Raw genomic sequence first — 25104 nt, 5'->3', positions numbered from 1 at the left:
TTTTCGAGATTCTCAACATGAACCGTCATCAGAAAAACGACCCGGTAGAGAAATACAAGACGTATTTACGCCTTGAAAGAGGGCTGTCGGAGAATACGGTAGAAGCGTATTTAGACGACCTGAAGAAATTGTTTCGGTTCGCAGACGAAGAGCAACGGCCGATTTTACAGATCGAGTATGCTGACTTGCAGCAGTTCGTCGCACAGCTATATGACCTTGGCATCTCCACACGTTCACAAGCGCGCATCATCTCCGGCATCAAGTCGTTCTACCGCTTCCTCGTGCTCGAAGATTACTTGAGCCGCGACCCGACCGAGTTGCTCGAAGCGCCCAAAATCGGGATGAAGCTGCCGGAAACACTCACCCTCGGCGAAATCAACCGACTGATTGATTCCGTCGATCTGTCGACTCCTACCGGACAACGCAATCGTGCCATGTTAGAGGTGCTCTACAGCTGCGGGCTGCGTGTCTCGGAGCTGATCGGCCTGAATTATTCGGATGTTTATTTCGATGAGCAATTTATCCGAGTAGAAGGAAAAGGTAGCAAGCAGCGCCTCGTCCCCATCTCGGAGACAGCTTTGAACGAGATCCGAAAATACCTCTACGATCGCAATGAGATGATTGTCAAGAAGGGTTATGAAGATACCCTGTTTCTGAATCGACACGGTGCCAGGCTGACCCGCATGATGGTCTTCCATATCATCCGGACACAGGCCGAAGCGGCCGGCATTCATAAGACAATCAGCCCCCACACCTTCCGCCATTCGTTTGCCACCCATCTGCTTGAAGGAGGGGCAAATCTACGTGCCATTCAATTGATGCTGGGCCATGAAAAAATCACGACGACGGAACTGTACACGCACATCGACCGCGAATCGCTACGTCGTGAGATCGTCAAGCATCATCCGCGAAATAAAACGTGAGAAGCGGATGCCTTGTTATTCGGGCGCCGTCTCCGACAATTTATTATCTTCGTGGTTCGAAAACGGCAAGGCAAAGATGCCAAACAACCCTGTCAGTGCGACCCATGCTGTCTGAACGGTGAAGACCACTAACGCAAACGCGGCCGCATCCGTCTCATTAACCCCGAAAGCCACAAATGTCGAGATCACCATAAAATGCCACACCCCGATTCCTCCCTGCACCGGCACAGCTACGCCGAGGCTGCTCATGGCAAACGCGATCAATCCGATACGGACTCCCAGATCACGCGTGAAATCGAACGCAAAAAAGGTGATGTAGAAATACAGGAAATATCCTATCCAGATGGCAAAGGTCTGAACCGTAAACTGTATTTTATGCTCCATTCTCCAAAGACTCCGGATGCCTTCCCATACGTTTTTAAGCATTTCCGTCGCTTTACGAACGATCGTCAGATGCTTCATCTTTACAAAAACGAACCAAATACCGCCTCCAAACACCGCCAATCCGACATACGTCCACGGCAGGTTGATCAGCCAATAAAGCGTAGCAATCATTGTCGGTGGATTTTCGGCAAAGAAATGACGAAAAAAGCCGATATTGAAGACACATAGGCAAAGCGTCAACAATCCCACCATAAACGTATCCATCATACGATCGACAAAGAGAGTGCCGAGCAGCTTCGTAAAAGGTACGTTTTCGTACTTCGAGGTGACTCCGCAGCGCCAGATCTCACCCACACGCGGCAAAACCATATTGACGGCATAGTTGCCCAGTACGGCAAAAACGACATTACGGCGTCGCACACGCTTGCCCAGCGAATCAATGAGCATCCCCCATCGAAAACCACGTACTACATTGGCACTCAATCCAAAGATGAGCGAAAACAAAATAATATCGTAACGTACGCCTTGCCTGATCACGTTCATCATCTTCCCGAAATCCTGCTCCCTGTAAAGAAACCATAACAACAGAATACCCAATAAAAGAGGCAATATGATTTTGACTGTTTTGTTGATAATCGGCCTGAAGTCCATAAAAAATCGTTCTTTTGGAGGGCAAAGATAGTGCAATCCCCGGAGTTTGTCAAAACATGTTATCCGAACCTCCCGCCCTTATCAAGTAGAATTTTTTACCTCTCCGAAGAAAAAACGAGCTTTTTTTTGCTATCTTTGCGGCGACTTCATAAAAAAACAAAAAAATTGGGAACAGATGACGATTATCCGGCCGAAAAAATCTTTGGGGCAACACTTCCTCAAAGACCTCGGGATTGCGCAGCGTATCGCAGAAACGCTGGCGGCATATCGCGGCTTACCCGTTCTGGAGGTAGGACCGGGCACGGGTGTACTCACTCAGTTCCTGCTTGGTGCGGGTCATGATCTGACGGTCGTCGAGATCGATCATGCCTCGATCGATTACCTTCGCACACATTTTTCGGCACTCAACGGACGCATTATCCGCGGGGATTTCCTCGCCATGCACCTCGAGCGTCTTTACGACTCTCCTTTCTGCGTCATCGGCAATTATCCGTACTATATTTCGAGCCAGATATTTTTCAAGGTCTTGGAACATCGCGACCGCGTGGCGTGCTGTTCGGGAATGATTCAGAAAGAGGTGGCCGAAAGGTTAGCGGCTTCGCCCGGACGTAAGACGTACGGTATATTGAGTGCGCTGATCGGGCCGTGGTACGATGTGGAATATCTCTTCACGGTGAGCGAGCAGGTCTTCGATCCGCCGCCCAAGGTTAAGAGTGCTGTCATACGAATGACACGGAACAACCGTACGGATTTGGGATGTGATGAAGCGCTCTATAAAAAGGTCGTGAAAACGTCATTCAATCAGCGTCGCAAAACGCTGCGCAATTCCATGAAGCCTCTGCTGGGTAAAGATTATCCGTGCTATGCCGATGCCATCTTTGACAGGCGGCCGGAACAGCTTGGCATTGACGATTTCGTCCGGCTCACGAAAATGACGGACACGTACCTGCAAAGTAAGAAAGGCATTGTAGAACAAATTTTAAACCATTAACATCATGGCGGAAATTCGTATTTTTTATCGCGAGGAGAACCGGTTGAAAATGTCGAAAGACATCGAAATTCTGAAAGAGGTTCCAATGGATCATTTACTGTGGATCGACCTGAACGATATGCCTGAAGAGACGGAGAGCCGCCTTGAACAGTTTCTCAAAATCTACATTCAGGAAGAGGAAGAGATGGAAGAGATCGAGATCAGTTCCCGATATATGGAAACGGAAAACTCGCTTGTAGCCAATTCGCGTTTCCTGTTGAAAGACTATGATGAGGAGATCGTTTCGTTCATCGTCAAGGACAATATCCTTGTCTCGGTACGCAGTCAGGATTTGGCATCGTTTAACGAAACGACGCGTAAAATATTCGCTAACTCACGTAACTACCCGACCGGCTATCATGTCATGACGACACTGCTCGAAACGCGTGTTGATTATGACGCGGACCTGATCGAGGATTTGACCCGTGAGATTGCCGAGCTCAGCGGCCAACTGAAATCGGAAGAAGATGTAGATAACGAGATTCTGATCTCCATCAAAGACCTGCAGGAAAGAACGATGATTATCCGTGAGAACATCGTGGATAAACAGCGCATTTGCTCGAATATGATCAAGAGCGTGCTCTTTCCGCCCGATGCGAAGGCAAAGATGAGCATCCTGATCAAGGACATCAACTCGCTCTTCGAGCATATCCGGTTCAGTTTCGAGCGTCTTGAATATATGCAGGACACTTTTCTCGGATTGGTGAACATTCAACAAAATAAGATCATCAAGATATTTACGATCGTGTCCGTCATCTTTATGCCTCCCACACTGATTGCGAGTATCTACGGGATGAACTTCAAGACGATGCCCGAACTCGACTGGCGCTACGGCTACGGGTTTTCACTGAGCCTGATGGTGCTCTGCGTCGTGGGTATTCTCTGGTTTTTCAAGCGAAAGAAATGGTTGTAAGAGACAACTGACAGACCACGATGGAATATATTACGAAAGCATGGATACGGCCGCTACGTTCCCCATGTTTCACGGTCTAAATTTCTATACCCAATTGCTTCGGCAATATGGTGAGATCCTATACGATCCGCTCCTTCGAGGTCGGCGACGGTACGTGATACTTTTAGGATGCGGTCGTACGCGCGTGCCGAGAGGTTGAGCCGTTGCATGGCATTTTTCAGGAGAGCCAGGCTTTCGGTGTCGGGCACAGCGTACCGATGCAAATCTTTCGTGCTCATCTGCGCATTGCAATAAATACCCTGATGGCCAGCAAAACGTTTTTTCTGTATTTCACGCGCCCTGATGACACGGCTACGCACCGCTTCACTCGACTCCGAAGGGTGTTGCTCCGATATCTTTTCAAACGGCACAGGTACAATCTCTACCTGTATATCGATGCGGTCGAGCAACGGGCCCGAAATTCGGTTCATGTATTTCTGCACAGCCCCCGGCGAGCAGACACACGGCCGTGACGGGTGGTTATAGTATCCGCACGGACAGGGGTTCATCGAGGCCACGAGCATAAAGCCGGCCGGATAATCGACGGCAAAACGGGCGCGCGAGATGCTGATATGCCGGTCTTCAAGCGGCTGACGAAGTACTTCAAGAACACAGCGGTTAAACTCCGGCAACTCGTCGAGAAAAAGTACGCCGTTGTGCGCCAAGCTAATCTCACCGGGCTGCGGAAAAGTGCCACCGCCCACCATAGCTACGTCGGAAATTGTGTGATGTGGTGCCCGAAACGGACGCCGTGCCAGCAATCCTGTGTTCGCACCCATTTTCCCGGCTACGGAATGAATTTTCGTCGTCTCCAGCGCTTCTTGCAGCGTGAGAGGTGGAAGAATAGAGGGTAGACGCTTGGCAAGCATCGACTTGCCACTACCCGGCGGACCGATCATGATCAGGTTATGCCCTCCTGCAGCGGCCACCTCAAGTGCACGCTTGACATTCTCCTGCCCGCGTACATCCGAAAAATCCGTTCCGTCATCGTGCTGCCGGCGAAAAAAATCATCGTACATATCGACCGTCGTTCGCTCCAACTCACGCTGACCGCTGAAAAATTCGATGACTTCACGGATATTGTCCGCGCCATATACTTCCAACCCATCGGTTACAGCGGCTTCACACGCATTTTGTTTTGGAAGGATCAGTCCTTTAAAGCCTTCTTCATGCGCCTTGAGAGCAATGGGCAATGCCCCTTTGATCGGTTGCAGGCTGCCGTCGAGCGAAAGTTCGCCCATCAGCATGAATCGGCTCAGGCACTCGTCACTCAAGGTGCCTGCAGCCGCAAGAATCCCGATCGCTAATGGAAGGTCGTAGGCCGAACCTTCCTTCCGGATGTCGGCCGGTGCCATATTGATGACAATACGGCTGCGCGGAAACGCATAACCGTTTACCTGCAAGGCAGAGACGATGCGCTCATGGCTCTCACGCACGGCCACATCGGGAAGACCGACGAGAAAGAACTGAATCCCTTTCGTACAATTCACTTCGATGGTGATCAGCGTGGCCGATATCCCATGTACGGCGGCGGCATACGTTTTTACTAACATAGGCGTATTCGTTTCGTTAACTGCAATATACAAATCATACATGCAAAGCTAAATGATTTTGTTCGAATTTACAAATAAAACGAAAGACGAAGTGTCCGGAAATATCTTCTATGGCATATGGATGTTAAACCGTATCTTTGCCGAAAGTTGGAAACATAGACTGGTATGGAAGATGAAAAAGAAGAAATGTCGAATGCTGTCGTCATCGTGTCTCTCGGGCCGGGAGACCCTGAACTGATCACGCTGAAAGGGTTGAACCGTCTGCGGAGGGCAGACCGCATCTTTTGTCCGGCTACGCTCGCATCTGATGGAACCATCGTTTCCCGCACACAGAAAATTCTGAACGAAGCAGGTATTCCGGAGACGAACATCCGCCTGTTCCCCGTAGCCATGGACACTGATCGCTATGCAGCCATGTACGATTATGCCGATGTCGTGCGAAATATTGAGAAGGAATACGAAGCCGGACACCATGTGGTGATAACGGCCGAGGGCGATGCCGGTTTCTATTCGTCATCGTCCTGCATAAGCGACATGTTAACCGTCCGGGGGATTCCGATAGAAAGGATCGCCGGCGTACCTGCTTTCATCGCATGTGCGGCGTCGGAAAACATACGCATCTCCGAGCGTGACGAAGAGGCAAGCATAATCACTCGCCTCTCGTCGGCGGAGGAACTGATCGGGTACATCAAGGCGGGACGCACCGTCGTCCTGATGAAAGTCTCACGGTTCGAAGCCCTTGTCAAAGAAGCGCTGCAGGATGCGCCTGACAATGTGTCGTTCCATTACTTCGAGAACACCGGAATTCCGGAAAAAGCGTACTACACACACCGGATAAACGATATCCTTTCTCGCCGTTTCCCCTATTTTTCACTCCTGATCATCCGAACCGAACGGACGCAGAAAGCATAAAGTGAAATTTGGGACAATCATTCATGATCTGCGGTTATCCGAATATCATGCCTTCAGAAAAATCCGGCGGTCATACATCCATTTCACGATCCAAAGCACAACGAACGACTGAAAGCATGCACCCACCAACGGGTAATAGGCTCCCATCCATTGCTCCAAACCGAAAAAGAGAGAATGAGAAACGGAACGAAAATCGACGACTTCAAAGAGACAATATGCCGCAATCGAATTCATCCCATAATATTTGAACCAATCCGTTCCGAAACGGTATCCTTTCATATCCACCACATAATAGAACAATCCCATCAAAAGGAAACAAACTCCGCCATAAAAAAGTGTCATAGAACTGCTCCAGATTCTTTTTATCAGGGGAAAAACAGGATCCATCAACAGGGCGGCGACTACAAGCGAGACACCCGTAATCAGCAGTCGCATCAGACGCTGACGGGCTGTCTTGCGTAATCGCAGGATATGCCCGGCAAAGCTGCCCGTCATAACCGTAACGACAAAGTTGAGGCTGCTCAATATCCAAGTGTAATGATACGCCGGATCGAATTTCCAACTACCGTCGGCTTCCGTAATTATGCCGTCGCGGAAACGTCCGAGCACACAACGGTCTATCTCTTCCGCTATATTCGTGCCGGGTTCCCAGTTCATCCCGCCGACCGTAGCGAATACCAGCAGGTAGGCGATGAAAAACAGTACAGTCGCACCGAGTTGCACACGAAAAGAAAACCGGACATAACAAAATGCCGTCACGACATATCCCACGGCGATGGCTTGGAGTGTGTTGGCGAAAATATGGAAACGATTGGGATCGAGCGCCAACAGGTTGCCCTGTACAATCCACCCCAAGAAGAACAGGATGACAAACCGTTTGAGCAATTTCAAATAAAACGAGTGGCCCGGCTTAGCCCCCCGCTTATATTTCGACAACGCAAACGGAACCGTAATGCCGGACATAAACATAAACAGAGGCATAATTAAATCCCAGAAGGCCACTCCGCGCCATTCGACATGGGTAAACTGGCGAGCAAGCGGCGCCCATGCGGGATTATCTGCAATCTCCAACCACGTCATCAAGATCGGTTGCAGCATCAGCAGGCAGAACAAGTCGAAGCCCCGCAACAAATCAAGCGAGACCAAACGTTTTTCGGAAGAAGAATCCATCATTTCAATTCTTTCGCATAAATTGAGTTGCCGAATTACCCGGATGTAATCCCGTCACGGCCTCTACCCTGATAATCACTCCCAGATCGTTATATCCCGTAGCCTCTTCCCAGCAGTGGCGGTTCGCGAGTCGTACGGAAAATTCGGGACGGTCGTGCAACGCCGGCTCCGGGTCGGGCAGGAAGAGGAACAGCCTATAATTACCCACAGTAATATCTTTCGGTAAGGTTACTTTCGCGTCCAATTGCAACTCCTGTTCCGGCTGCCAGCGTCGCGGATCGTCGGGCAGCGAGGCGGTATAGACCGTCTTCCCGTCTGCGGAGCGAAGAATCAGTTCGACCTTCCGGGGATTGAACATCGGAGCATAGCCCACGTTCCGCAGCTTGACGGACAGCGTTACGTCGGTGCCGGGGGCGTGTTTGTCGGAAAAGCGTCCCTCTTGCAAGACGAGACGATACCCCATATTACGGACTATATCGTCCATACAGCCCTGTTCAATCCAGCGGTCAAGCACCCCCTTATAGTAACTTCGGTTCAGGTACGACCATCGCAGGTTGCGCATCTCGGCTTGAGCTTTGGCGCAATCGGCCGGATCGACATCTCTGGGCTTACACGTTTCGCCCCCTATGGGGACGTACAGACCCTCGTCATGCAGATATTGCTTTTCGTTCGCGATGTCGGTGTACGTGCCTACATCGTTCTTACTGGCCAGGAAGCAGTCGTTATGCATCCCGATACGCGCTTTGGCACTCTTTCCGAACGCATCGCCGGACGGCAACGCATCCTGTGTGCCTACATATTTGCGTTTATAATCGGGCTTACGAACTTGTACGAACCGATCGACGGGCAAGACATCGAGCAGTTTATCCAATAGTTCTTTCCTCGCCTTATCGGTATTCAGACCGTTTGTCGAGCTGTGCCATTCACCCCACGCTCCGATAAAGCCGGCCTGCAATACGGCGATCACGTCTTTGTTACGCTCGAGGACGGGCCGAAGCTGTTCCAAATGCCGAAGGATGATTTCTAACGGAGCATCCGGCTCCGTGCCGCTGTTGGAATAGGCGAAGCGCACGATGGCTTTCCCTCCCGATTTGCGAAGGGTTTCCATGTCGTTGTCTATCTGCGAAAGCTGCTCGCCACTCAACGGGGCGTTTCGGAACTCCTTCAGATAGTAAAAGCGATAAATCAGCGTGATGTTTTCGTTCCGGCACTCGCGTACCTTACGTTCCGTCAGGGCGTCCTCGCTTATCGAATACCTGTAGAAGCCCCGCTCCGGATTGGGGAACAGATCGTCGGAAGCGACGTATTTCACCGTCTGCATCGGTACGTCGGGTACCGGTGAAGGACTGTCGCTGCTACAGGCTGCCGCCCAAAGCAACGCCGATAAAGACAATATTGCTCTCATAGATAGATTATTTATCATATCCGGGATTTTGTTTAACGAATCCTTTACCATCGGTAATCACCGTCAAAGGTAATGGATATAATTCTTTATTAGGAGTTGCGTACGGTGTTTGTGTTACTTGTACTGCATGTTGTATAAACTTGTTGTGACGGATGAGATCTGCACGGTATTGCCCGTTTTCGCACCAGAACTCATGGCTTCTTTCCGTCAGCAGCTGTCGGATAAACTTTTCCTGCGTATTATAATCTGTCGTCTTCAGACTGCTCAGTTTCGCCCTGTTGCGAATCGTATTGACGTACCCCATTGCTTCTTCGTAATCATTCGTCGTAGCGCCGGGTTTCATCACCAATGCTTCGGCCAAAGACAGATAAACATCGGCATAACGGTAAATGATGATATCTATATCCGATAACCCGCCTGCACCGAGCACTCCCGTATCGTAGCCATACTTCAATGCAATCGGCCCGGTAGCCAGAAACGAAGCATCCGTATTGCGATCGATCAAAGCCCCGCTGGAACTCGTATAATGATCCAGCAGATACGTTTTACGCGTATCCTCTTTCTCAAAAGTATCATAGAACCACCACGTACTGGTGCACGTACCCCATCCGGCATCCATTCCGTTCTGCTTAAAATCGGTAGGCAACACCATCATGTGCCACTGATTTTCGTTCGGGCCGCTACTGGAACTCGGTATTGCCCAGATCAGTTCCTTGTTGGCGCTTCCCTGCCCTCCGAGTTCGAACATCGACGGGTAATCGCTTGCCAGTTTGTATCCGTAATCGGGCTGCATCAATTCGCGCGCCAAAGTCTCTACTTTCTTATAATAGTTCTTGTCAATAACCGTTTCATGCAGATAAAGCCTGATCAACAACATCTTGGCCAACCCTTTGCTGAACTTACCGTATTCGGTCGCATTCGGAAAAGGGAGCTGCTCGGCAGCAAAAAGCAGATCGTCTTCGATGAATTTCACCATCTCCTGTCTTGACAGACGAGGCAGCGGTTTCTCCACCAGCGGATTCAGCAATACATCAATCGGAGCTACCACCAGCGGACCGTACATATCGTATAGGATATACGAAAGCATGGCGCGGGCGCATCTTACCTCAGCTTCGTAACGTTTCTTCAATTCATCGGACAATGCGCTCTTCCCGATCTGATCCAATACGATCGTACAGCGACTGATTTTGTTGGCAAATCCGTCGGGGGAGTTTGACGCCCCGTCTTCCGAATCTTCTTTGATATAATAAAAACGGGTGACTTCCTGCGTTTCGGGGAAAAAGTTAAGCTCCGAACATATCTGCGCCTCTCCCCACGTGCCGGTAAGGATCTCGGTAGTCGCATCGTTTATGAACATTACGCCTCGTTCGGATGTGGAGTGTATCCCGTTAGACCAGTTTCCTCTAAGCGGATTATAGCACGACAATACGAGTGCTCTCAGGTCTTCTTCGGTTTTCGGGAAATTCGACGGGGTTACTTCGGAGTAATCGACAGGATTCAGTTCGACACAACTGTTCAGAGATGCGCCGGCGACTGTAACGGCAATCAGAAAGGTACTTATATATTGTTTCATATTCTTGGATTTTAAAATGAAAGATCGACTCCGAAACTGAAAGTTTTTGCGTTTGGATAGGAAGCGGTGTAATAATCGGTTTCGGGATCGAGTCCTTTGTATGGAGTAATTAAAAACAGGTTGTTGGCTGCGGCATGCACTCGCAAGTGGGAGATGACCTTGGCTCCTGACAGAATACGTTTCGGGAACGTATAACCGAACGTTATGTTCTGCATGCGGATAAACCAGGCTTTCTGATAGAAAAAGTCTCCTGCCGTATAATTGTTGTTCCACCCGTAGAAAGAGCTGGGATGTGTGGTCGAGGGATTATCCCATGTCCACCGGTTTTTTACCATACGCAGAGCATTGTAACCGTATCGTGCGATCCCGTCGGCTGAAATACCGTATTCGAGGGCTGTAGGATCTTGCATGAGACGATCGAACATGCCGTTCAGATGGAAACTCAGGTCGCAGTTTCCGTATCTGAGAGTATTTGTCATACCTGCCAACCATCCGGGATCTGCCGAACCGATCAGTTCGGTATCGGCATCGTCGATGATATCATCGCCATGTCCCAGAAGTTTGAAACGCCCGTTTTCGTCGACGACGGGATTTCCCTGCTTGTCGCGTACATAGCCGTTATTATCCTTTATCACCACCTGTCCGGGCACCAGCAGCGGTTGAGCTTTCGGCGTCTTCTCGCCTTTTTGCATGATATGACTGGCACGCCGGGCATAGATCGGCCGAACCGGTGCATCATATTTTTCATATATGGCAGGTTTCCAGTCGTCCGTCCGTTCTTTCCAACGGTCTTTATATTTTGTGAAAGTAAAATCCGTTGTCCATGAAAAATTTTTCAATACCATATTTCTCGTATTCAGCGTAACTTCTATTCCGGTGCTTTGGGTTTTTCCGATATTGGCCATTACGCGCGTTAATTCTTGATACGTATTCAACGGCTTATAGCTGAGCAGATCGGAAATGACCTTATCATAATACTCGGCAGAACCTGTAATACGGTTATTAAACAACCCGAAATCGATCCCAAGATTCCATTCCGTTGTCGTTTCCCATTTCAAATTAGGATTACCGAACCGTTGCTGGAAAACGCCTATTTCTTTCGATTTATCTTCTTTATTCCAGGCTTCGGATGTATAATAGCCTGGAAAAGCGTTCGTACTGATATCCGAGTTTCCGGTCTGTCCCCAGCTGACCCGTAGCTTGAGCATGCTCAACCAGTCCGACATCTTCCGCATAAACGCCTCCTCGCTGACGGTCCATCCCAATGCGACAGACGGAAAATAGCCCCATTTATGATTTTGGGCAAAAACGCTTGCGCCGTCGGCACGCAATGTGGCCGTCACCAAATAACGGTCTTTGAGTACATAGTTGGCGCGAAAAAAATATGACAGCATCTTGTTGTCGGTATATCTCGACCCGACAATCTTCGTTCCCGTACCGCCTCCCAGATTGTGATACATAAAAGCATCCGTCAAGAATTTATTGTTGCCGAGATTCGAACTTTCGTAATTGAATCGTTCGTACGATGTTCCGGCCAGAAGATTCATCTTGTGAATATTCGCAAATGTTTTTTGATAGGTGGCTGTCGCCTCGAGCAGGTACTGATTGTTTTTTACATTGTAAATGGTTGCCACGCCTTGCAGATTATAACCGTTGAGGGTCGTTTTGGGTTGATAGGTCTTTCGGCTCTGCGCCGCATAATCGAGCCCTGCATTGACACGGAGTGTTAGCCCGTTTAACGGAACAGCTTCGATAAAGATATTTCCCAGCAGGCGATCGATATTCCCCCGGTCGATATTGTTCAGTAACGAATACGGATTAGGCTGTGTGCCGAGCAAAGGATTTACAGGGTATTTGCCCGTCTCGGGATCATACGCCTTGATATGCGGCCCCATCTGGATAGCAGAACGAATGATCCCCGAATTTTCATATTGTTCCTTGCCAAGCTGCGTATTGTCATTCGCAATACGGGTTAGAGTAAGGTTCAATCCTGTTTTGAAAATGTCGAGAAATCGCTGATCTATATTCGTTTTCATCGTATAGCGCGTTAACCCCGAATTACGTATGATCCCTTTATGATCGAAATAATTGAAAGACAACATATATTGCGTCTCTTTGCTTCCACCCTGTAAATTGATATTATGCTCCCGTATTTGTCCGTTCCGGGTCACCAATCCTAACCAGTCCGTACCTTGTCCGGCATTCTTAATCTGTTCTTCGGTGTAGGGACGACTGTATTTCAGACCGTTTACAGGAGAAGCCAATGCTTCTTCCATGGTCCGGGTTCCCCATGGACTGACCTTGTTGTTCCATAGCCAAAGCTCCCATGTGGATTTGTTTTTTTCAACCATCCATTCCTGCAACGACAACAAATCATAGCGGTCCGAATATCGCTGATAAGAATAATTGTACAAATAATTCACCCGGGCTTTGCCTTCCTTCCCCCGTTTCGTCGTAATGATAACGACTCCGTTAGCAGCACGTGCGCCGTAGATAGAGGTAGCGCTCGCATCTTTCAGCACTTCGACGGATTCCACATCATTCGGGTTCAGAAAATTTAAAATACCTTGTGTACCGGGATTCATCTTGCGGTCCGACGTCTCGATCTGATCTAACTTGGCAATGGGAAAACCGTCGACAATATACAACGGATCATTGCTCGCATTCACAGAACCCGCACCCCGCACCAGGATATCCAATCCGCCACCCGGCTGTGCACTGTTTTGGCGTACATATAAGCCGGCAGCTTTCCCCACCAACACATGTCCGATCGAAGATGCACCCGCCAAACCGATATCTTTTGTCTTCACAGTAGAAACGGCTCCGGTCAAATCACGCTTCTTCATCGTCCCATATCCGATAACAATCACATCATCAAGCATCTTGGCATCCTCGGTTAAAATGATCTTACGGTATCCATCGCCGGATAATGCCACTTCATGCGTCGCATACCCGATATATGAAACGACAAGCGTCCCCTCTTCCGGAACTTCCAGCGTATATGCACCGTCTATGTCGGTTATCCCTCCGATCGTCGTATTTTTTACACGTATATTCGCACCTATGACAGGAAAACCCTCAGAATCCATTACTTGGCCGCTAATAATTTGAGTAGATTGCGATTTCTTTCCGGATGGGTCCGTCTTCTTCCGTACCAACAATATGCGCTTGTCTGAAACGGAATAAGCGATATCCGCATTTTTAAAAACTTCTCTCAATACAGTATCGATATCTGCCTGCTGCAGATTTACCGAAACCGGTTGCTCCACATCAATTTGTCGTTCTTCATAAAAAAACTTATAATCGGTTTGCTGCTCGATAACTTCAATAAACCGTTTGAGAGGCTTATTGACCAAATTGACACGAATCTCCTGCGCATATACAGGCACAGTAAGCAAGCCGTTGATAAATAACAATAACAGACAGGTTTTTCGTAGAAGCCCTGTCCGAATACTTTTTCGATCACGTTGCGTATGTTCCATACAAGTCCTGTTAACAATATTATTTAACATATCTATTTCCGTTGAAATTTAATGCATATGTCAATAATGATACACAACCCAATAAAAATACTCATTCATACACTTCTGTATTAACTATATTTAACGCTTGTCTTGCCATGAATACCTTGAGACAAATGCACTGACAACGCCTAAAGTAAACGATTCTTTTCCTTCGCTTTTTCGATCAAAATCCCGAAAAAAAGAAAAACGAGTATATTTGCGGATTCAAGACACAATAGCCATTCATGGAAGAACAGATGCTATTTCATAAGATAAGACAAGGGGACATCGCTTCTTTCGAACAATTATACAAGAAGTACCATCCCTCCATATACGCTTTTTGTAAACGGTTGATATATGATGACGAAAAAGCCAAAGATTTGGTACAAGAATGCTTTATCATCTTTTGGGAACATCGTAACCGTATTCTGAACCCCGAAGCAGCTTATACATATATGTTTCGGACAATAAGACATTTATGTCTCAGGCAAATACACAGAGATACCGTCCAGAAGAACTTTTCAAACATAGAAATGGCATTCTTGCAGGAACTGGAGATTTCTTATTACGATGCATCGCAGCAGAATATTCTGGACGATATGAATTTCAAAGAATTAAATACGAAATACGAAGAAACGATCGACAAGTTACCAAAACAATGCCAGACAATATTTAAAATGAGCCGAAACAGCGGCATGCGGAACGAAGATATCGCACGCCAATTGAACTTATCCGTACGTACGGTCGAAAACCAGCTTTACAGAGGGATTAAAATCATTCGCAAATCACTCGAAGCATACCGTTATCTCCTCACTTTCCTGTTTATAATCATCAACCTTTAATTACATTACTGCAATGATAAACGAAAGCTACATTAAGAAATACCTGACAAACGAACTCACAGCGGAAGAATGCCGAGAGCTGGCTGCATGGGTAAAAGCAGACAAACAAAACAGTGATTTCCTGTTTTCTCTAAAAGACACCTACCATCGTATAAACTATCCACGGGATAAGGAAAATGCCGATACGGAACAGGAGTGGCAAAAGTTGAAAGAAAAAATTGCTCAGGCAGCCCAAAACGCCCCGATTACGTGCCGAAGGAAGATCATCCCGACGGCCAAACGCCATCTTTGCATGTATGCGGCAGCTTTAGCCGTTGTATGCATAGTTATCGGTTGGCATATCCGTTCGTTTTCTACAACCGAACACTCGCTGCATGGCGCAATAAAGTTAAAAACAGGCATTGGGCAACAAGCACAGGCAACGTTGCCGGACGGTTCCACAGTCTTGTTGAACGCCTGTTCCGAACTTATTTGTCGGATGAACGAATGGGAAACTGTCCGTAACGTACAACTGAACGGCGAAGCAATCTTTCATGTGACGCATGATCGGCACAGACCTTTCCATGTGCATACCCGGCAATATCGGATACAAGTCTACGGAACGAAGTTCAATGTGATTGCATACGGTGAAGATACGGAAAGCGTGGTGACCCTTGAGGAAGGCAAAGTAAAAGTATATTCGACGAACGAAAGAGATACGGTAACATTACGTCCGCAAGAGAGCTTCGTATATAATAATCTGTCACATACATACGGCATCGAACAACGGTCGTTAAATCATCTTTACGCACTCGAACGCAGGGAAATCCTCCTCGACGGACATACGCTGGAGATGAAAAAAGAAGAACTTTCACGACATTTCGGCTATACGTTCACGATTGCCGAGGAATTGAAGAATGTCACCTACCGTGCGACTCTGCGTGACGAAAGTTTGCACGAATTTCTTTCCGTACTGTCTGACATCACGCCGCAACTTACCTACCGGATCGATCCTTCGTGTCGGACCGTCATACTGCAAAGAAACAACGGAACCGGCTCGGATCAGACGGGAAGGCCGGTATCTCGTTTTGCCCGGAACGGTTCAGGCATCTAATTTCTTCCCGTTGTAAGACCGGGCGAAATAGACGGGGCGGTTCTTGGTCTCATTGAAAATACGCCCGAGATATTCGCCGATGATACCGATGGAAAGCAACTGTACTCCTCCTAAGAAAAGTACGGTGACCATGATCGTCGGGAAGCCGGCCACCGGATCGTCGTAGATCAAGTTCTCGATAAGAATATAGATACCGTAAATAAATGCCAGCAACGATACTGCCGCCCCGAAGACGGAAGCTATCCGCAGAGGGGCAACCGTAAAAGAGGTGATCCCCTCGACGGCAAGATTCAGCAGTTTGAAGAAGCTCCATTTGCTCTCGCCCGCCACACGATTCTGCTGGTCGAACAGAAGCTCTTTCTTCTTGAACCCGATCCAGCTGAACATTCCTTTCGTGTAACGTTGCGACTCCCTCAGCTTCTTTAAGGCTTCGATGCAAATCCTGTCCAACAAACGAAAATCGCCCGTATCCTGTTGGATCGGAACGTGAGCTGCCTTTTGCAGAATGGAATAAAAAGCCCGGGAAAATTTTTTTCGCAGAAAAGACTCCTTGCCTCTCGTCCGGCGTTTGGCATATACGTCATCGTATCCTTCTTCCCAATAGCGGAGCATCTCGGGGATAAGTTCAGGCGGGTGTTGCAGGTCGGCATCCATGATCACCATGCAATCGCCCGTGACATAATCGAACCCGGCCAACATGGCTGCTTCCTTGCCGTAATTGCGCGACATATCCACGTAATTGATACGCAGATCCCTCTCATGAAGCCGTATCAGAACAGCCAATGTATGATCACGGCTACCGTCGTTGACAAACAGTACTTCCCACTGATATTTCCGGTGCGTATCCATCAATGTCCGAAGCCTTTCGTAAAGCTTCGGCAAAGAGTCCTGCTCATTATAGGCCGGTATTAATATCGAAACTTTCCGGGTCATAATTTTTTCGATTTCAAAACGGTTCGAACTAATATAAAATTGACCGGAACCGTAATACCGTATACGGGTACGGGCGCCAGATTCTTCGGCATACCGATATGAATAAACAAGTTTAGCAGTCCGACTTGCAGCAAGTAATTGATGAAATGACTCATTGCAAAGCCGAAACCTTTTTTTGCCGATGGACGGGTTTTGAATGTGAAGTAATTCGAAAGAACAAAATTTGCTAAGAAGCTGACAATATATCCGATAGTGAATGCAAGCGTCGTATTCATCGCCCTGTTGAGCAATAAATAGATGCCGTAGTGAATGCCTGTGGCTACTCCTCCGACAATACAGAACTTGATAAATTCTTTCTGTTGGGTTGAAATCTTCATGTCTTATCGAAAAAACGTACGACGCGCAAAGATATGAATTAATTTATACGTGGCACGCACCCACAAGTACATTCGATCACGAATCTGCAGGGAGGGTATGAATCGCCTCTCCCATCAATGCGATACCCTTTAAAATTCTTGTTCTATATTCTTCAATCGTAGGCTTCCAGCATGTTTGAAGAAAGCCTTTCAACAAATTACGACTGATAAATTTTTCGGCAAACGCGACTGTATTCTTTATACTTAGCTGGTTGTCAGCATGATAGCTTCCCGTGGGTATTTGAGTGTATCCGTGCTTCTCCAAATCCAAGTACGCTTTGACATAAGGAAATTCCAGATTAAACTCTTCGCCGTAATACCAATTGCTTTGCACAACGGTCGTGGGCATCTTCCTGAAAAAAGTCTCCGGTTGCCTCCACAACATATAATCCGACCAGATCCACGCCTGCGAACCGTTTTTTTCCACCTCATCCACAAGAAAATAGAAATCATGCCACCATGCATCATTCTGACGCATCACTACGAATTGATAATGCGACTGATGTTCGGCTGTTTCTTCATCCATCCCTAGATGGAACAGCGGCGGAGTATCGAAAAGAGCGGAGACTTCCCGAATCAGATCGGCGCAGACCCGGTAGTAGGTATCGGTTGATACCATGCGGGAATATTCTTTCATCCAGGTATCGTGTCCTGCCGAGAAGTTCAGTTTAGGGATGGGCTGTATACCCATCGTGCGGATTTTCGACAATTCGCTTTTTAAACGATGGGGAGTCCAGGCACCTTTTACGGCAATCTCGGGATGTGATTCGTAGGCTACGGCATCTCCCAAATCGATAACGACCGTGTTCACTTTTGCCTTTGCCATCGCCGATATGGCGTCATTCCACAGTGCTTCGTCCATGCGTAAATAAGGCCGGTAACCTCTGAACGGTCTGTGAGGCGAAATATATTCTTCCCACATATTGAAACTGAGATGCAACAGGCAGCCCCAGATAAGTTCCGTACCGGACGACAATTCCTCTCCCGCCGATTTGCCAAACGCCCAACCGGGCATGCTGCAGCCGACCCCGGCTATCACGCTTTGTTTAATAAAATCTCTTCTGTTCATTTCGTCATTTTGATGGTCTTGTTTTCGTTCAGGTCGAGAAAGCAAACTTGTTTTTGATTCCGTCTGTCTTTCCATGTGATTTTATATTTCCCTTTGAATCCTCGGAACGTTACATTCCCGTCCTTATCCGGTGCAATCTGCAATTTCGTCTTCCATTCGTGGTTAATAAGACTGTCCAACACGTTATAAACGGGCTTTAACGTCATATCTTTACGAAATATTCCGGAAAACGAGGGTTCTCCTTTGGCTGCGCCTCCGTCCACCACATTCCACCAAGTGATTCCCATCACATCGGGATAGCTAAACCATAACCGATAAAGATTCCGGGCTATTATAGCCTGAATTTGGGAGCCTCTCACGGTACTGTCCGGCGCACAAATCGTGACTTCACTGATATGGATGGGACGCTCGGTCTCTTTTAAGCAATTCAGAACAGCATAATTTTGTGCAGGTGTCAGGAACTTATCGTCTCCCGCCGCAATCTGCCGAGACTCTTCCGATTCGAAAATATGCATCTGCACTCCCACATTGTCGATACGTATATTTCTATCCGACAAATCTCTCACAATTTCAACGTATCTTCTGGTCGGCCCCCAATGTAGATCACATTCATTGGTGTTCAGCTGAGTCGCTGCAGGGAAGTACTGCATAGCCCACTTATAGGCCTTATAGGTGTAATCATCGGGCATCATTCCTCGATTAGCCTGATCGATACACTCATTTACCACATCCCATCGTTGAACGCGGTCTCCATAACGTTGGGCAATGTCTTTTATGTGATTCTGAAAGATTTCTTCCATCTCTCTTCTGTTCTCGGGCATCCACTCCGGGTGTCCGTGCAGGCGCAACCCGTAGATAATAGCATGTCCGTTCATGTTGATACTTTTCGACTTACAGAATGCAACGACGGGATCGGGAGCTGGACGTCTGTATATGTAGGAAGAACCTTCCGTATAACGCGGCTTTCCTCTTTCCGGCTCTAACGTTTTCCAATAAAAAGGAATCGTAGCCGCATTAAATAAGGAACCGAACACGTCTTCGTACTTCTTGTTTCGTTCATCGCTTCCCAAATCGCCAAACAGAAAAAGATTCCCACCAAACAGGAATGAATGTGCGATTTGCTCGATCTGTACGTCACTGTTCTTTTTGCTCGATGAAAAACGTATCTCTACATCGATCTTCCTGTTCAAATCAATCTCTTTATCGATTTTTGTCTGGACTTCCGCGTTCCACTGTTCCCAATATCTTGGGGACATCACCGTATCCGTTCCTCGATCCCGACCAAAACCTGCCGATACGTTGAGTAACGTTACGATTATCACCGCAAACATCGTTTTGATTATTCTCATCATTTTTTTATATCGCCCTTATCCTTTCTCCGCTAAAGAAGAAGGATAAGGGGCGGTTTATACAACAGCATATTTCCGATGCACCTTCCCGTTTCCCTCTAATATCCGGAATTTTGCTGCACCTTTCCTTTCCCGTCGACAATAACTATTTTGGGCAGAGGAAACAACTCTTTTTCCTTCCCGGCATAGGCCGTATTGGTAAGTTCTTTTGCTCTCTTCATCAATTTATTGTGTCGGATCAGATCGGCACGGTACTGGCCGTTCTCGCACCAGAATTCATGACTGCGTTCCGTCAGGATTTGGTCGATGAACGATTCCAGGGTCGCAAAATCGGAAAGCTGCTTAGCCGGGAGTTTTGCTCGGGTTCTGATAGTATTCATCAGATCTACCGCTTCCTGCGTCGCATGGCCTTCTTTCATGGCGATTGCTTCGGCAAGCGACAGGTATACATCGGCATAGCGATAGATGATAATATCGATCGTACTCTTACCGGCTCCCGCAACTCCCGGATCATACCCGAACTTCATCGGGATAGGCCCCAACAAAGGCTTCTCGGATGTTCTGGTGATTAAGGTCCCTTTGTTGTTTGTATATTCTTTCAGAAGGTACGTTTTGCGAACATCTTTTTCTTCGAACCGGTCATAGAACCACCAGGTACTTAACGCTACGCCGTAGCCGCCTTTCATCCCTTCCTGGTTGAAATCGGTAGGCAAGACGAACATGTGCCAGTCATTCCCTTCGCCAGCAGGACTGTCGGCCGTGACCGGTATCGCCCAGATAATTTCCTTATTGGTGAGCCCCTGTCCTCCCGATTCGAACATTTTCACATAATCGCTCTGCAACTGATAGCCGTACTCCGGTTTCATCAGCTCCCGGCATAAGGTTTCCACTTTTGCATAATACGCGTTATCCGCTGCCGCTTCGTGCAGATATAGACGAATGAGCAACATCCGTGCGAGTCCGCGGCTGAATTTGCCGTATTCGGTTTTATCCGGCATGGGAAGTTTTTCCGCCGCATAGAACAGATCGTCCTCGATAAATTTCACCATCTCTTCTCTCGACAGGCGCGGAAGCGGTTCTTCCCGGAGCGGTTTTTTCAACACCTCAAGCGGCGCCACCACGAGCGGACCGTACATATCGTACAGAATATACGAGAGAAAAGCCCTTGCACAACGCACTTCAGCCATGTATTTCTCTTTCAGTTCTTCTCTCAAGGAGCTGTTCTCGATCTGATCCATCACCAATGTACAGCGACTGATTTTATTGGCAAAGCCGCCGTCGTCGTACGTGCCGTTGCCGTAGTAGAACCATGTGACGTCTGTCGTCTCGGGATGATAGTCCATCTCGATGAATCGCTTCGTAAACCACAGCTGGTCATTTCCGAGAACCTCCGTTGTGGCGTCATTGATCACCATTACCCCGCGTTCGTTTCTGGCATGGATGCCGTTGAACCAGTTCGGGCGCAACGGATAGTAACATGACAGGACAAGAGATTTTATATCTTCTTCGTTCTTCGGAAAATCCGTAAATGGTATATCCGAATAATCGGCCGGTTGCAGATCGGCACATCCGTTAAGCAAAAGAAAGAACGGGAGTACTGCCAGTATAAAAATCGTATTTCTCATAGAATATATTGCTTTCATAATTCACTTTGTTATTTTTTATCAGAATTGTACATCAATCCCGACACTGAATGTACGGGCATTGGGATAAGCAGCCGGAAAAGAATCCGTTTCGGGGTCCAATCCGGAATAAGGGGTAAATACGCACAAGTTGTTGATATCCGTATGGATTCTCAAGTTCGAGATACACTTTATTTTCGCAAGTGTGCGCGGAGACAGCGTGTATCCCAACGTGACGTTCTGTACCCGGATAAACCAGGCATCTTCGTAGAAGAAGTCCCCGTACGTATAGTTATGTCCGTTCGTGACATAAGACGAAGGATGCGTAGTCGACGGATTATTGAACGTCCATCGCTCTTTTACTGTTCTCAAGGCATTATATCCGCCATAATAGATCGAGTTGGCTCCTATCCCGAACTCGGTATAGCTTGGATTCATCATTTTCCGGTCGAACATCCCGTTTAGCTGGCAACTCAAATCGAAATCTTTATACCGGAATGTATGGGTCATACCTGCGAGCCATCCCGGGTCGGAGGTGCCGAGTAACCGCGTATCGGCGTCATCAATCATTCCGTCGGGTTCTCCCGTCCGTATGAAGTATCCTCTCTCATCGACCATCAACTTATTGTCTTTATCCCTTTTATATCCGTTTATATCTTTAATGACGATCTGTCCCGGCAGAAGTTTGGGCTGAGCTGCAGGAGTCGTTTCGCCCGCCTGCATGATATGGTCGGCCACTCTCGAAAAAATCGGGCGTATAGGGTCGTCTTCTCTTTCATAGACATTTGGCTTCCAGTCGGGAGTACGTTCTTTCCATCGGTCTTTGAATCGGGTGAAAGTGAAGTCGGTGCTCCACGAAAAGTCTTTGGTCTCAATATTCCGGGTACTGATGTTGAACTCGAAGCCGGTACTTTGCGTTTTCCCTACATTCGCCATGATCTTATCCAAGCTGTGATAGAGGTTCAGGTATTTGTAGTTGAGCAGGTCGGAGATCACTTTGTCGTAATATTCGAAAGAGCCTCTTATCCGGCCGTTGAAAAGTCCGAAGTCGAGGCCGACATTGAATTCGGTCGTCGTCTCCCACTTCAAATCGGGGTTTCCCAATCGTTTCAGGAACACTCCGGTTTCCTGTGTGTGTTTGCCGGTTATATATGCCATTTTAGCTCCATAGCTCGGAAACGCATAGATTCCTATATCGGCATTACCGGTTTGTCCCCAGCTGGCACGCAGCTTAAGGTTTTCCAACCATGTCAGACTCTTCATAAAATCTTCCCTGCTGATGGTCCATCCTGCTGCAAACGAAGGGAAGTATCCCCACTTATTGTTTTCGGGGAATACGCTTGCTCCGTCGGCACGCAGAGTCGCGTTAAACAGATAACGGTTCTTCAGCACGTAATTCGCCCGGAAGAAATAAGATTGCATCTTGGTGTTGGAATAGCTGGATCCGACGGTCTTCGTACCGGCTCCCGCTCCCATATTGTTATAAATAAAAGCATCGGTGATAAAGTCGTTATTCCCGAGATTACGCCCTTTCCTTGCAAACTCTTCGTAAGATGTTCCCGCAAGCAGATTCAGGTTGTGTATGTCGTTGAACACTTTCGTATAGTTCGCCGTAGCTTCGATCAGATATTGATTGTTATCCTGCGAGTAGCCGGCGGCCACACCGCGCAGTTTGCTTCCGTTCAGGGTCGTCTTAGGCTGGTAAGTATCTCTCGACATAGCCACTCGATCCAAGCCTGTGTTCAACCTGATCATCAGGCCTTCGACAGGGGTTATTTCCACGAACAGATTTCCGAGCAGCCTGTCGGTATTGGTTTTATCGATATTGTTCAGCAGGGAATAGGGATTCGCCTGATTCCCGACCTGCGGATTGAGAGGATAAGTTCCCGTTTCCTCGTCATAGGCCTTGATATGCGGTCCCATCATAATGGCCGAACGTATGATTCCGGAGTTCTCGGATTTCCCGTTCCCCAGTTGGGTATTATCGTTGTTGAGCCGGCTCATGGTCAGGTTCAATCCCATTTTGATATACGAATTGATCTTCTGATCGATGTTCGACTTGACGGTATACCTTTTCAATCCTGTATTTTTGATAATTCCGATATGGTCGTAATAGTTGAGAGAAACGTTGTAGACGGTATTTTCGGTTCCTCCGCTCACATTGATATTATGTTCCTGTATCCGCCCGTCGCGGGTGATCAGTCCCAACCAGTCGGTTCCCCTGCCTGCAGCGGCGATCTGCTCGTTCGTATAGGCCGGGGCGTATAACTTCCCGTCGACCGGATTTTTCTGGGCTTCGCTGAGGCTGTTGGGCCCCCAGGGAGTGACTTTGTTCTTCCATAGCCATTCTTCATAACCGGCTTCGTTATAGAGTGTCATCCATTCGTTCAGGGGCAGCAGATCGTATTTATCCGTGTATTTCTGTACGGAGAAATTCGTGGAATAAGACACGGTTGTCCGTCCTGCTTTTCCTCTTTTCGTGGTAATCAGTATCACTCCGTTAGCCGCCCTTGCTCCATAGATAGACGTCGCACTGGCATCTTTCAGCACTTCGATCGATTCGATATCGTTTGGGTTCAGGAAGTTCAACACTCCTTGCGTGCCGGGATTCATCTTCGGGTCTTTCCCCGTCATATCCTCCACCTCGGAAATAGGGAACCCGTCCACAATATAGAGCGGCCGATTGCTTGCGTTTATCGAACCGGCCCCTCTGATTAGGATGTCGATGCCGCCTCCCGGTTGTGCACTGTTCTGCTTGGTATACAGACCAGAGATTTTTCCTGAGATCGCATGCATGACCGAGGCATTTCCCGTCAGTGTTAGATCGTCTGCCTTCACATTGGAGATGGCTCCGGTCAGGTCGCTTTTTTTCATTGTGCCGTATCCTACCACGACAACCTCCTCCAGTACCTTGTCATCCGTCTTCATCGTCACGTCGATCGTTGCCCGTCCGGCCACCGCCACCGTTTGGGTCTGCATCCCCATATAGCTGAATATCAGTGTGCCTTCGGATGGCACATTTTCCAGCACATACTTCCCGTCGATATCGGTAATCGTACCGATCGTGCGGTTGTTCTCTACCACAACGGATGCTCCGATAACGGTCAAGCCCGTATCGTCCACCACCGTACCGCGTACGGTAATGGTCTGAGCAAACGTCCCCAACGATACTGCCCACAGCAGGGCAAACAATATTCCTTGCCATTTACAGATTAAATGTTTGCGTTTCATTCTTACCTTGTTTTTAATAAATACTACGTTGTTGTTCAAAAATAAGTTGTTATTCAATTCAAATAATATGACAAGTGGATTGGGTATCGGGTGTATAAAAAGGTTTCTCACAGCCTGTTAATGATTGGGGCGAAGGCTTGGTTAAGCCCTCGTAGGATATGCAAAAGCCTCTATTTCCATGTATTATCGGCATCGTCTCTTATTCCGTACGATTCACTATTCTTCTCAAGCTGTTTTTTTAAAGCCCGCAAAACTATTTGTTTCTTTTTACAATAAGCAATAGCCGCATATGTTATATAACATATTTTCGATCCAATCGGGCGGTGGACAAATTTTGCAAGTTCCCCATTCTCTTCTTTTCTTACATATAAATATAAAGAGGGTGTGCCAAAATGCAATGTTTTGGCACACCCTCAAAGAACTATAAGATTTTATTGGGAGAGGCATTGAACACCTGAGCTTTTTAAAAAAGCGGTTTCAATGCACACATCAA

At 47.8% G+C, this 25104-nt stretch carries 18 protein-coding genes; 6 read left to right on the top strand and 12 right to left on the bottom strand.

Annotation, left to right across the window (positions count from 1 at the left end; all coding sequences use genetic code 11):
* Nucleotides 1-17: 17 nt before the first annotated feature.
* A complete protein-coding gene (gene xerD, locus Tanf_RS10010) occupies nt 18-923 on the top strand; it encodes a site-specific tyrosine recombinase XerD (RefSeq protein ID WP_014224748.1) in 906 nt (301 codons plus the stop codon).
* 15 nt (nt 924-938) lie between these two features.
* Here the strand turns inward: xerD and Tanf_RS10005 are convergent, their stop codons facing one another.
* On the bottom strand, nt 939-1958 hold the full coding sequence (locus Tanf_RS10005; RefSeq protein WP_014224749.1) for a lysylphosphatidylglycerol synthase transmembrane domain-containing protein: 1020 nt from the start codon (nt 1956-1958) through the stop codon (nt 939-941).
* Between the two features lie 175 nt (nt 1959-2133).
* Here Tanf_RS10005 and rsmA point away from each other — a divergent pair, with 175 nt between their 5' ends.
* Nucleotides 2134-2949 carry a 16S rRNA (adenine(1518)-N(6)/adenine(1519)-N(6))-dimethyltransferase RsmA gene (gene rsmA, locus Tanf_RS10000; RefSeq protein WP_014224750.1) on the top strand — a complete coding sequence of 272 codons (816 nt, stop codon included), beginning with the start codon at nt 2134-2136 and terminating at the stop codon, nt 2947-2949.
* 4 nt (nt 2950-2953) lie between these two features.
* Entirely contained in the window at nt 2954-3901 is a 948-nt protein-coding gene (gene corA / locus Tanf_RS09995) for a magnesium/cobalt transporter CorA (protein WP_014224751.1), read from the top strand.
* Nucleotides 3902-3954: 53 nt separating this feature from the next.
* Here the strand turns inward: corA and Tanf_RS09990 are convergent, their stop codons facing one another.
* Complete coding sequence (locus Tanf_RS09990) at nt 3955-5493, bottom strand: YifB family Mg chelatase-like AAA ATPase (RefSeq protein WP_041591161.1); 1539 nt, start codon at nt 5491-5493, stop codon at nt 3955-3957.
* A 165-nt stretch (nt 5494-5658) separates the two neighbouring features.
* Here Tanf_RS09990 and Tanf_RS09985 point away from each other — a divergent pair, with 165 nt between their 5' ends.
* On the top strand, nt 5659-6405 hold the full coding sequence (locus Tanf_RS09985; protein WP_052299247.1) for a precorrin-2 C(20)-methyltransferase: 747 nt from the start codon (nt 5659-5661) through the stop codon (nt 6403-6405).
* Between the two features lie 45 nt (nt 6406-6450).
* Here Tanf_RS09985 and Tanf_RS09980 read toward each other — a convergent pair whose 3' ends face one another.
* From Tanf_RS09980 to Tanf_RS09965, 4 genes are read right to left on the bottom strand one after another with little or no spacing between them, the layout of a single operon-like run.
* Nucleotides 6451-7578, bottom strand: a complete 1128-nt coding sequence (locus Tanf_RS09980; RefSeq protein ID WP_046825766.1) for an acyltransferase family protein — start codon at nt 7576-7578, stop codon at nt 6451-6453.
* 1 nt (nt 7579) lies between these two features.
* Nucleotides 7580-8980 (bottom strand): DUF4832 domain-containing protein, encoded by a 1401-nt coding sequence (locus Tanf_RS09975; RefSeq protein ID WP_046825787.1) that lies wholly within the window; start codon nt 8978-8980, stop codon nt 7580-7582.
* Nucleotides 8981-8987: 7 nt separating this feature from the next.
* A complete protein-coding gene (locus Tanf_RS09970; protein WP_014224757.1) occupies nt 8988-10553 on the bottom strand; it encodes a RagB/SusD family nutrient uptake outer membrane protein in 1566 nt (521 codons plus the stop codon).
* Nucleotides 10554-10564: 11 nt separating this feature from the next.
* A complete protein-coding gene (locus Tanf_RS09965) occupies nt 10565-14035 on the bottom strand; it encodes a TonB-dependent receptor (protein ID WP_046825765.1) in 3471 nt (1156 codons plus the stop codon).
* A gap of 266 nt (nt 14036-14301) precedes the next feature.
* Here Tanf_RS09965 and Tanf_RS09960 point away from each other — a divergent pair, with 266 nt between their 5' ends.
* Together Tanf_RS09960 and Tanf_RS09955 are read left to right on the top strand one after the other, a co-directional pair.
* Nucleotides 14302-14898, top strand: a complete 597-nt coding sequence (locus Tanf_RS09960) for an RNA polymerase sigma-70 factor (RefSeq protein ID WP_014224759.1) — start codon at nt 14302-14304, stop codon at nt 14896-14898.
* 13 nt (nt 14899-14911) lie between these two features.
* On the top strand, nt 14912-15991 hold the full coding sequence (locus tag Tanf_RS09955; RefSeq protein WP_046825764.1) for a FecR family protein: 1080 nt from the start codon (nt 14912-14914) through the stop codon (nt 15989-15991).
* Here the strand turns inward: Tanf_RS09955 and Tanf_RS09950 are convergent.
* From Tanf_RS09950 to Tanf_RS09925, 6 genes are all read right to left on the bottom strand, one after another.
* A complete protein-coding gene (locus Tanf_RS09950) occupies nt 15980-16924 on the bottom strand; it encodes a glycosyltransferase family 2 protein (protein ID WP_046825763.1) in 945 nt (314 codons plus the stop codon). The two genes, Tanf_RS09955 and Tanf_RS09950, sit on opposite strands and share 12 nt — an antisense overlap.
* The gene (locus tag Tanf_RS09945) at nt 16921-17301 is read right to left on the bottom strand and encodes a GtrA family protein (protein WP_014224762.1); all 381 of its coding nucleotides are present in this window, start codon (nt 17299-17301) and stop codon (nt 16921-16923) included. Before Tanf_RS09945 ends, Tanf_RS09950 begins: the two co-directional genes overlap by 4 nt.
* A gap of 76 nt (nt 17302-17377) precedes the next feature.
* Nucleotides 17378-18409, bottom strand: coding sequence for a glycoside hydrolase family 20 protein (locus Tanf_RS09940; RefSeq protein WP_014224763.1), 1032 nt, complete (start codon nt 18407-18409; stop codon nt 17378-17380).
* On the bottom strand, nt 18406-19761 hold the full coding sequence (locus Tanf_RS09935) for an endo-1,4-beta-xylanase (protein ID WP_236684426.1): 1356 nt from the start codon (nt 19759-19761) through the stop codon (nt 18406-18408). The genes Tanf_RS09940 and Tanf_RS09935 overlap by 4 nt, the downstream gene beginning before the upstream one ends.
* Before the next feature lie 95 nt (nt 19762-19856).
* On the bottom strand, nt 19857-21383 hold the full coding sequence (locus Tanf_RS09930; RefSeq protein WP_041590723.1) for a RagB/SusD family nutrient uptake outer membrane protein: 1527 nt from the start codon (nt 21381-21383) through the stop codon (nt 19857-19859).
* A gap of 39 nt (nt 21384-21422) precedes the next feature.
* A complete protein-coding gene (locus tag Tanf_RS09925; RefSeq protein ID WP_052449079.1) occupies nt 21423-24611 on the bottom strand; it encodes a SusC/RagA family TonB-linked outer membrane protein in 3189 nt (1062 codons plus the stop codon).
* Nucleotides 24612-25104 lie beyond the last annotated feature (493 nt).

Origin of the sequence: Tannerella forsythia, assembly GCF_001006485.1 — a bacterium.
GTDB classification, from domain to species: Bacteria; Bacteroidota; Bacteroidia; order Bacteroidales; family Tannerellaceae; genus Tannerella; species Tannerella forsythia.
This window is presented reverse-complemented; position numbering and strand designations above follow the sequence as displayed.

Coding starts and splice junctions, on each gene's coding strand:
- xerD (WP_014224748.1), top strand. CDS start 18: ATGAACCGTCATCAGAAAAACGACCCGGTAGAGAAATACAAGACGTAT.
- Tanf_RS09925 (WP_052449079.1), bottom strand. CDS start 24,611: ATGAAACGCAAACATTTAATCTGTAAATGGCAAGGAATATTGTTTGCC.
- Tanf_RS09985 (WP_052299247.1), top strand. CDS start 5,659: ATGGAAGATGAAAAAGAAGAAATGTCGAATGCTGTCGTCATCGTGTCT.
- Tanf_RS09950 (WP_046825763.1), bottom strand. CDS start 16,924: ATGACCCGGAAAGTTTCGATATTAATACCGGCCTATAATGAGCAGGAC.
- Tanf_RS09965 (WP_046825765.1), bottom strand. CDS start 14,035: ATGGAACATACGCAACGTGATCGAAAAAGTATTCGGACAGGGCTTCTA.
- Tanf_RS09930 (WP_041590723.1), bottom strand. CDS start 21,383: ATGAGAAATACGATTTTTATACTGGCAGTACTCCCGTTCTTTCTTTTG.
- rsmA (WP_014224750.1), top strand. CDS start 2,134: ATGACGATTATCCGGCCGAAAAAATCTTTGGGGCAACACTTCCTCAAA.
- Tanf_RS09955 (WP_046825764.1), top strand. CDS start 14,912: ATGATAAACGAAAGCTACATTAAGAAATACCTGACAAACGAACTCACA.
- Tanf_RS09945 (WP_014224762.1), bottom strand. CDS start 17,301: ATGAAGATTTCAACCCAACAGAAAGAATTTATCAAGTTCTGTATTGTC.
- Tanf_RS09935 (WP_236684426.1), bottom strand. CDS start 19,761: ATGATGAGAATAATCAAAACGATGTTTGCGGTGATAATCGTAACGTTA.
- Tanf_RS09940 (WP_014224763.1), bottom strand. CDS start 18,409: ATGAACAGAAGAGATTTTATTAAACAAAGCGTGATAGCCGGGGTCGGC.
- Tanf_RS09975 (WP_046825787.1), bottom strand. CDS start 8,980: ATGAGAGCAATATTGTCTTTATCGGCGTTGCTTTGGGCGGCAGCCTGT.
- Tanf_RS09960 (WP_014224759.1), top strand. CDS start 14,302: ATGGAAGAACAGATGCTATTTCATAAGATAAGACAAGGGGACATCGCT.
- Tanf_RS09990 (WP_041591161.1), bottom strand. CDS start 5,493: ATGTTAGTAAAAACGTATGCCGCCGCCGTACATGGGATATCGGCCACG.
- corA (WP_014224751.1), top strand. CDS start 2,954: ATGGCGGAAATTCGTATTTTTTATCGCGAGGAGAACCGGTTGAAAATG.
- Tanf_RS09970 (WP_014224757.1), bottom strand. CDS start 10,553: ATGAAACAATATATAAGTACCTTTCTGATTGCCGTTACAGTCGCCGGC.
- Tanf_RS10005 (WP_014224749.1), bottom strand. CDS start 1,958: ATGGACTTCAGGCCGATTATCAACAAAACAGTCAAAATCATATTGCCT.
- Tanf_RS09980 (WP_046825766.1), bottom strand. CDS start 7,578: ATGATGGATTCTTCTTCCGAAAAACGTTTGGTCTCGCTTGATTTGTTG.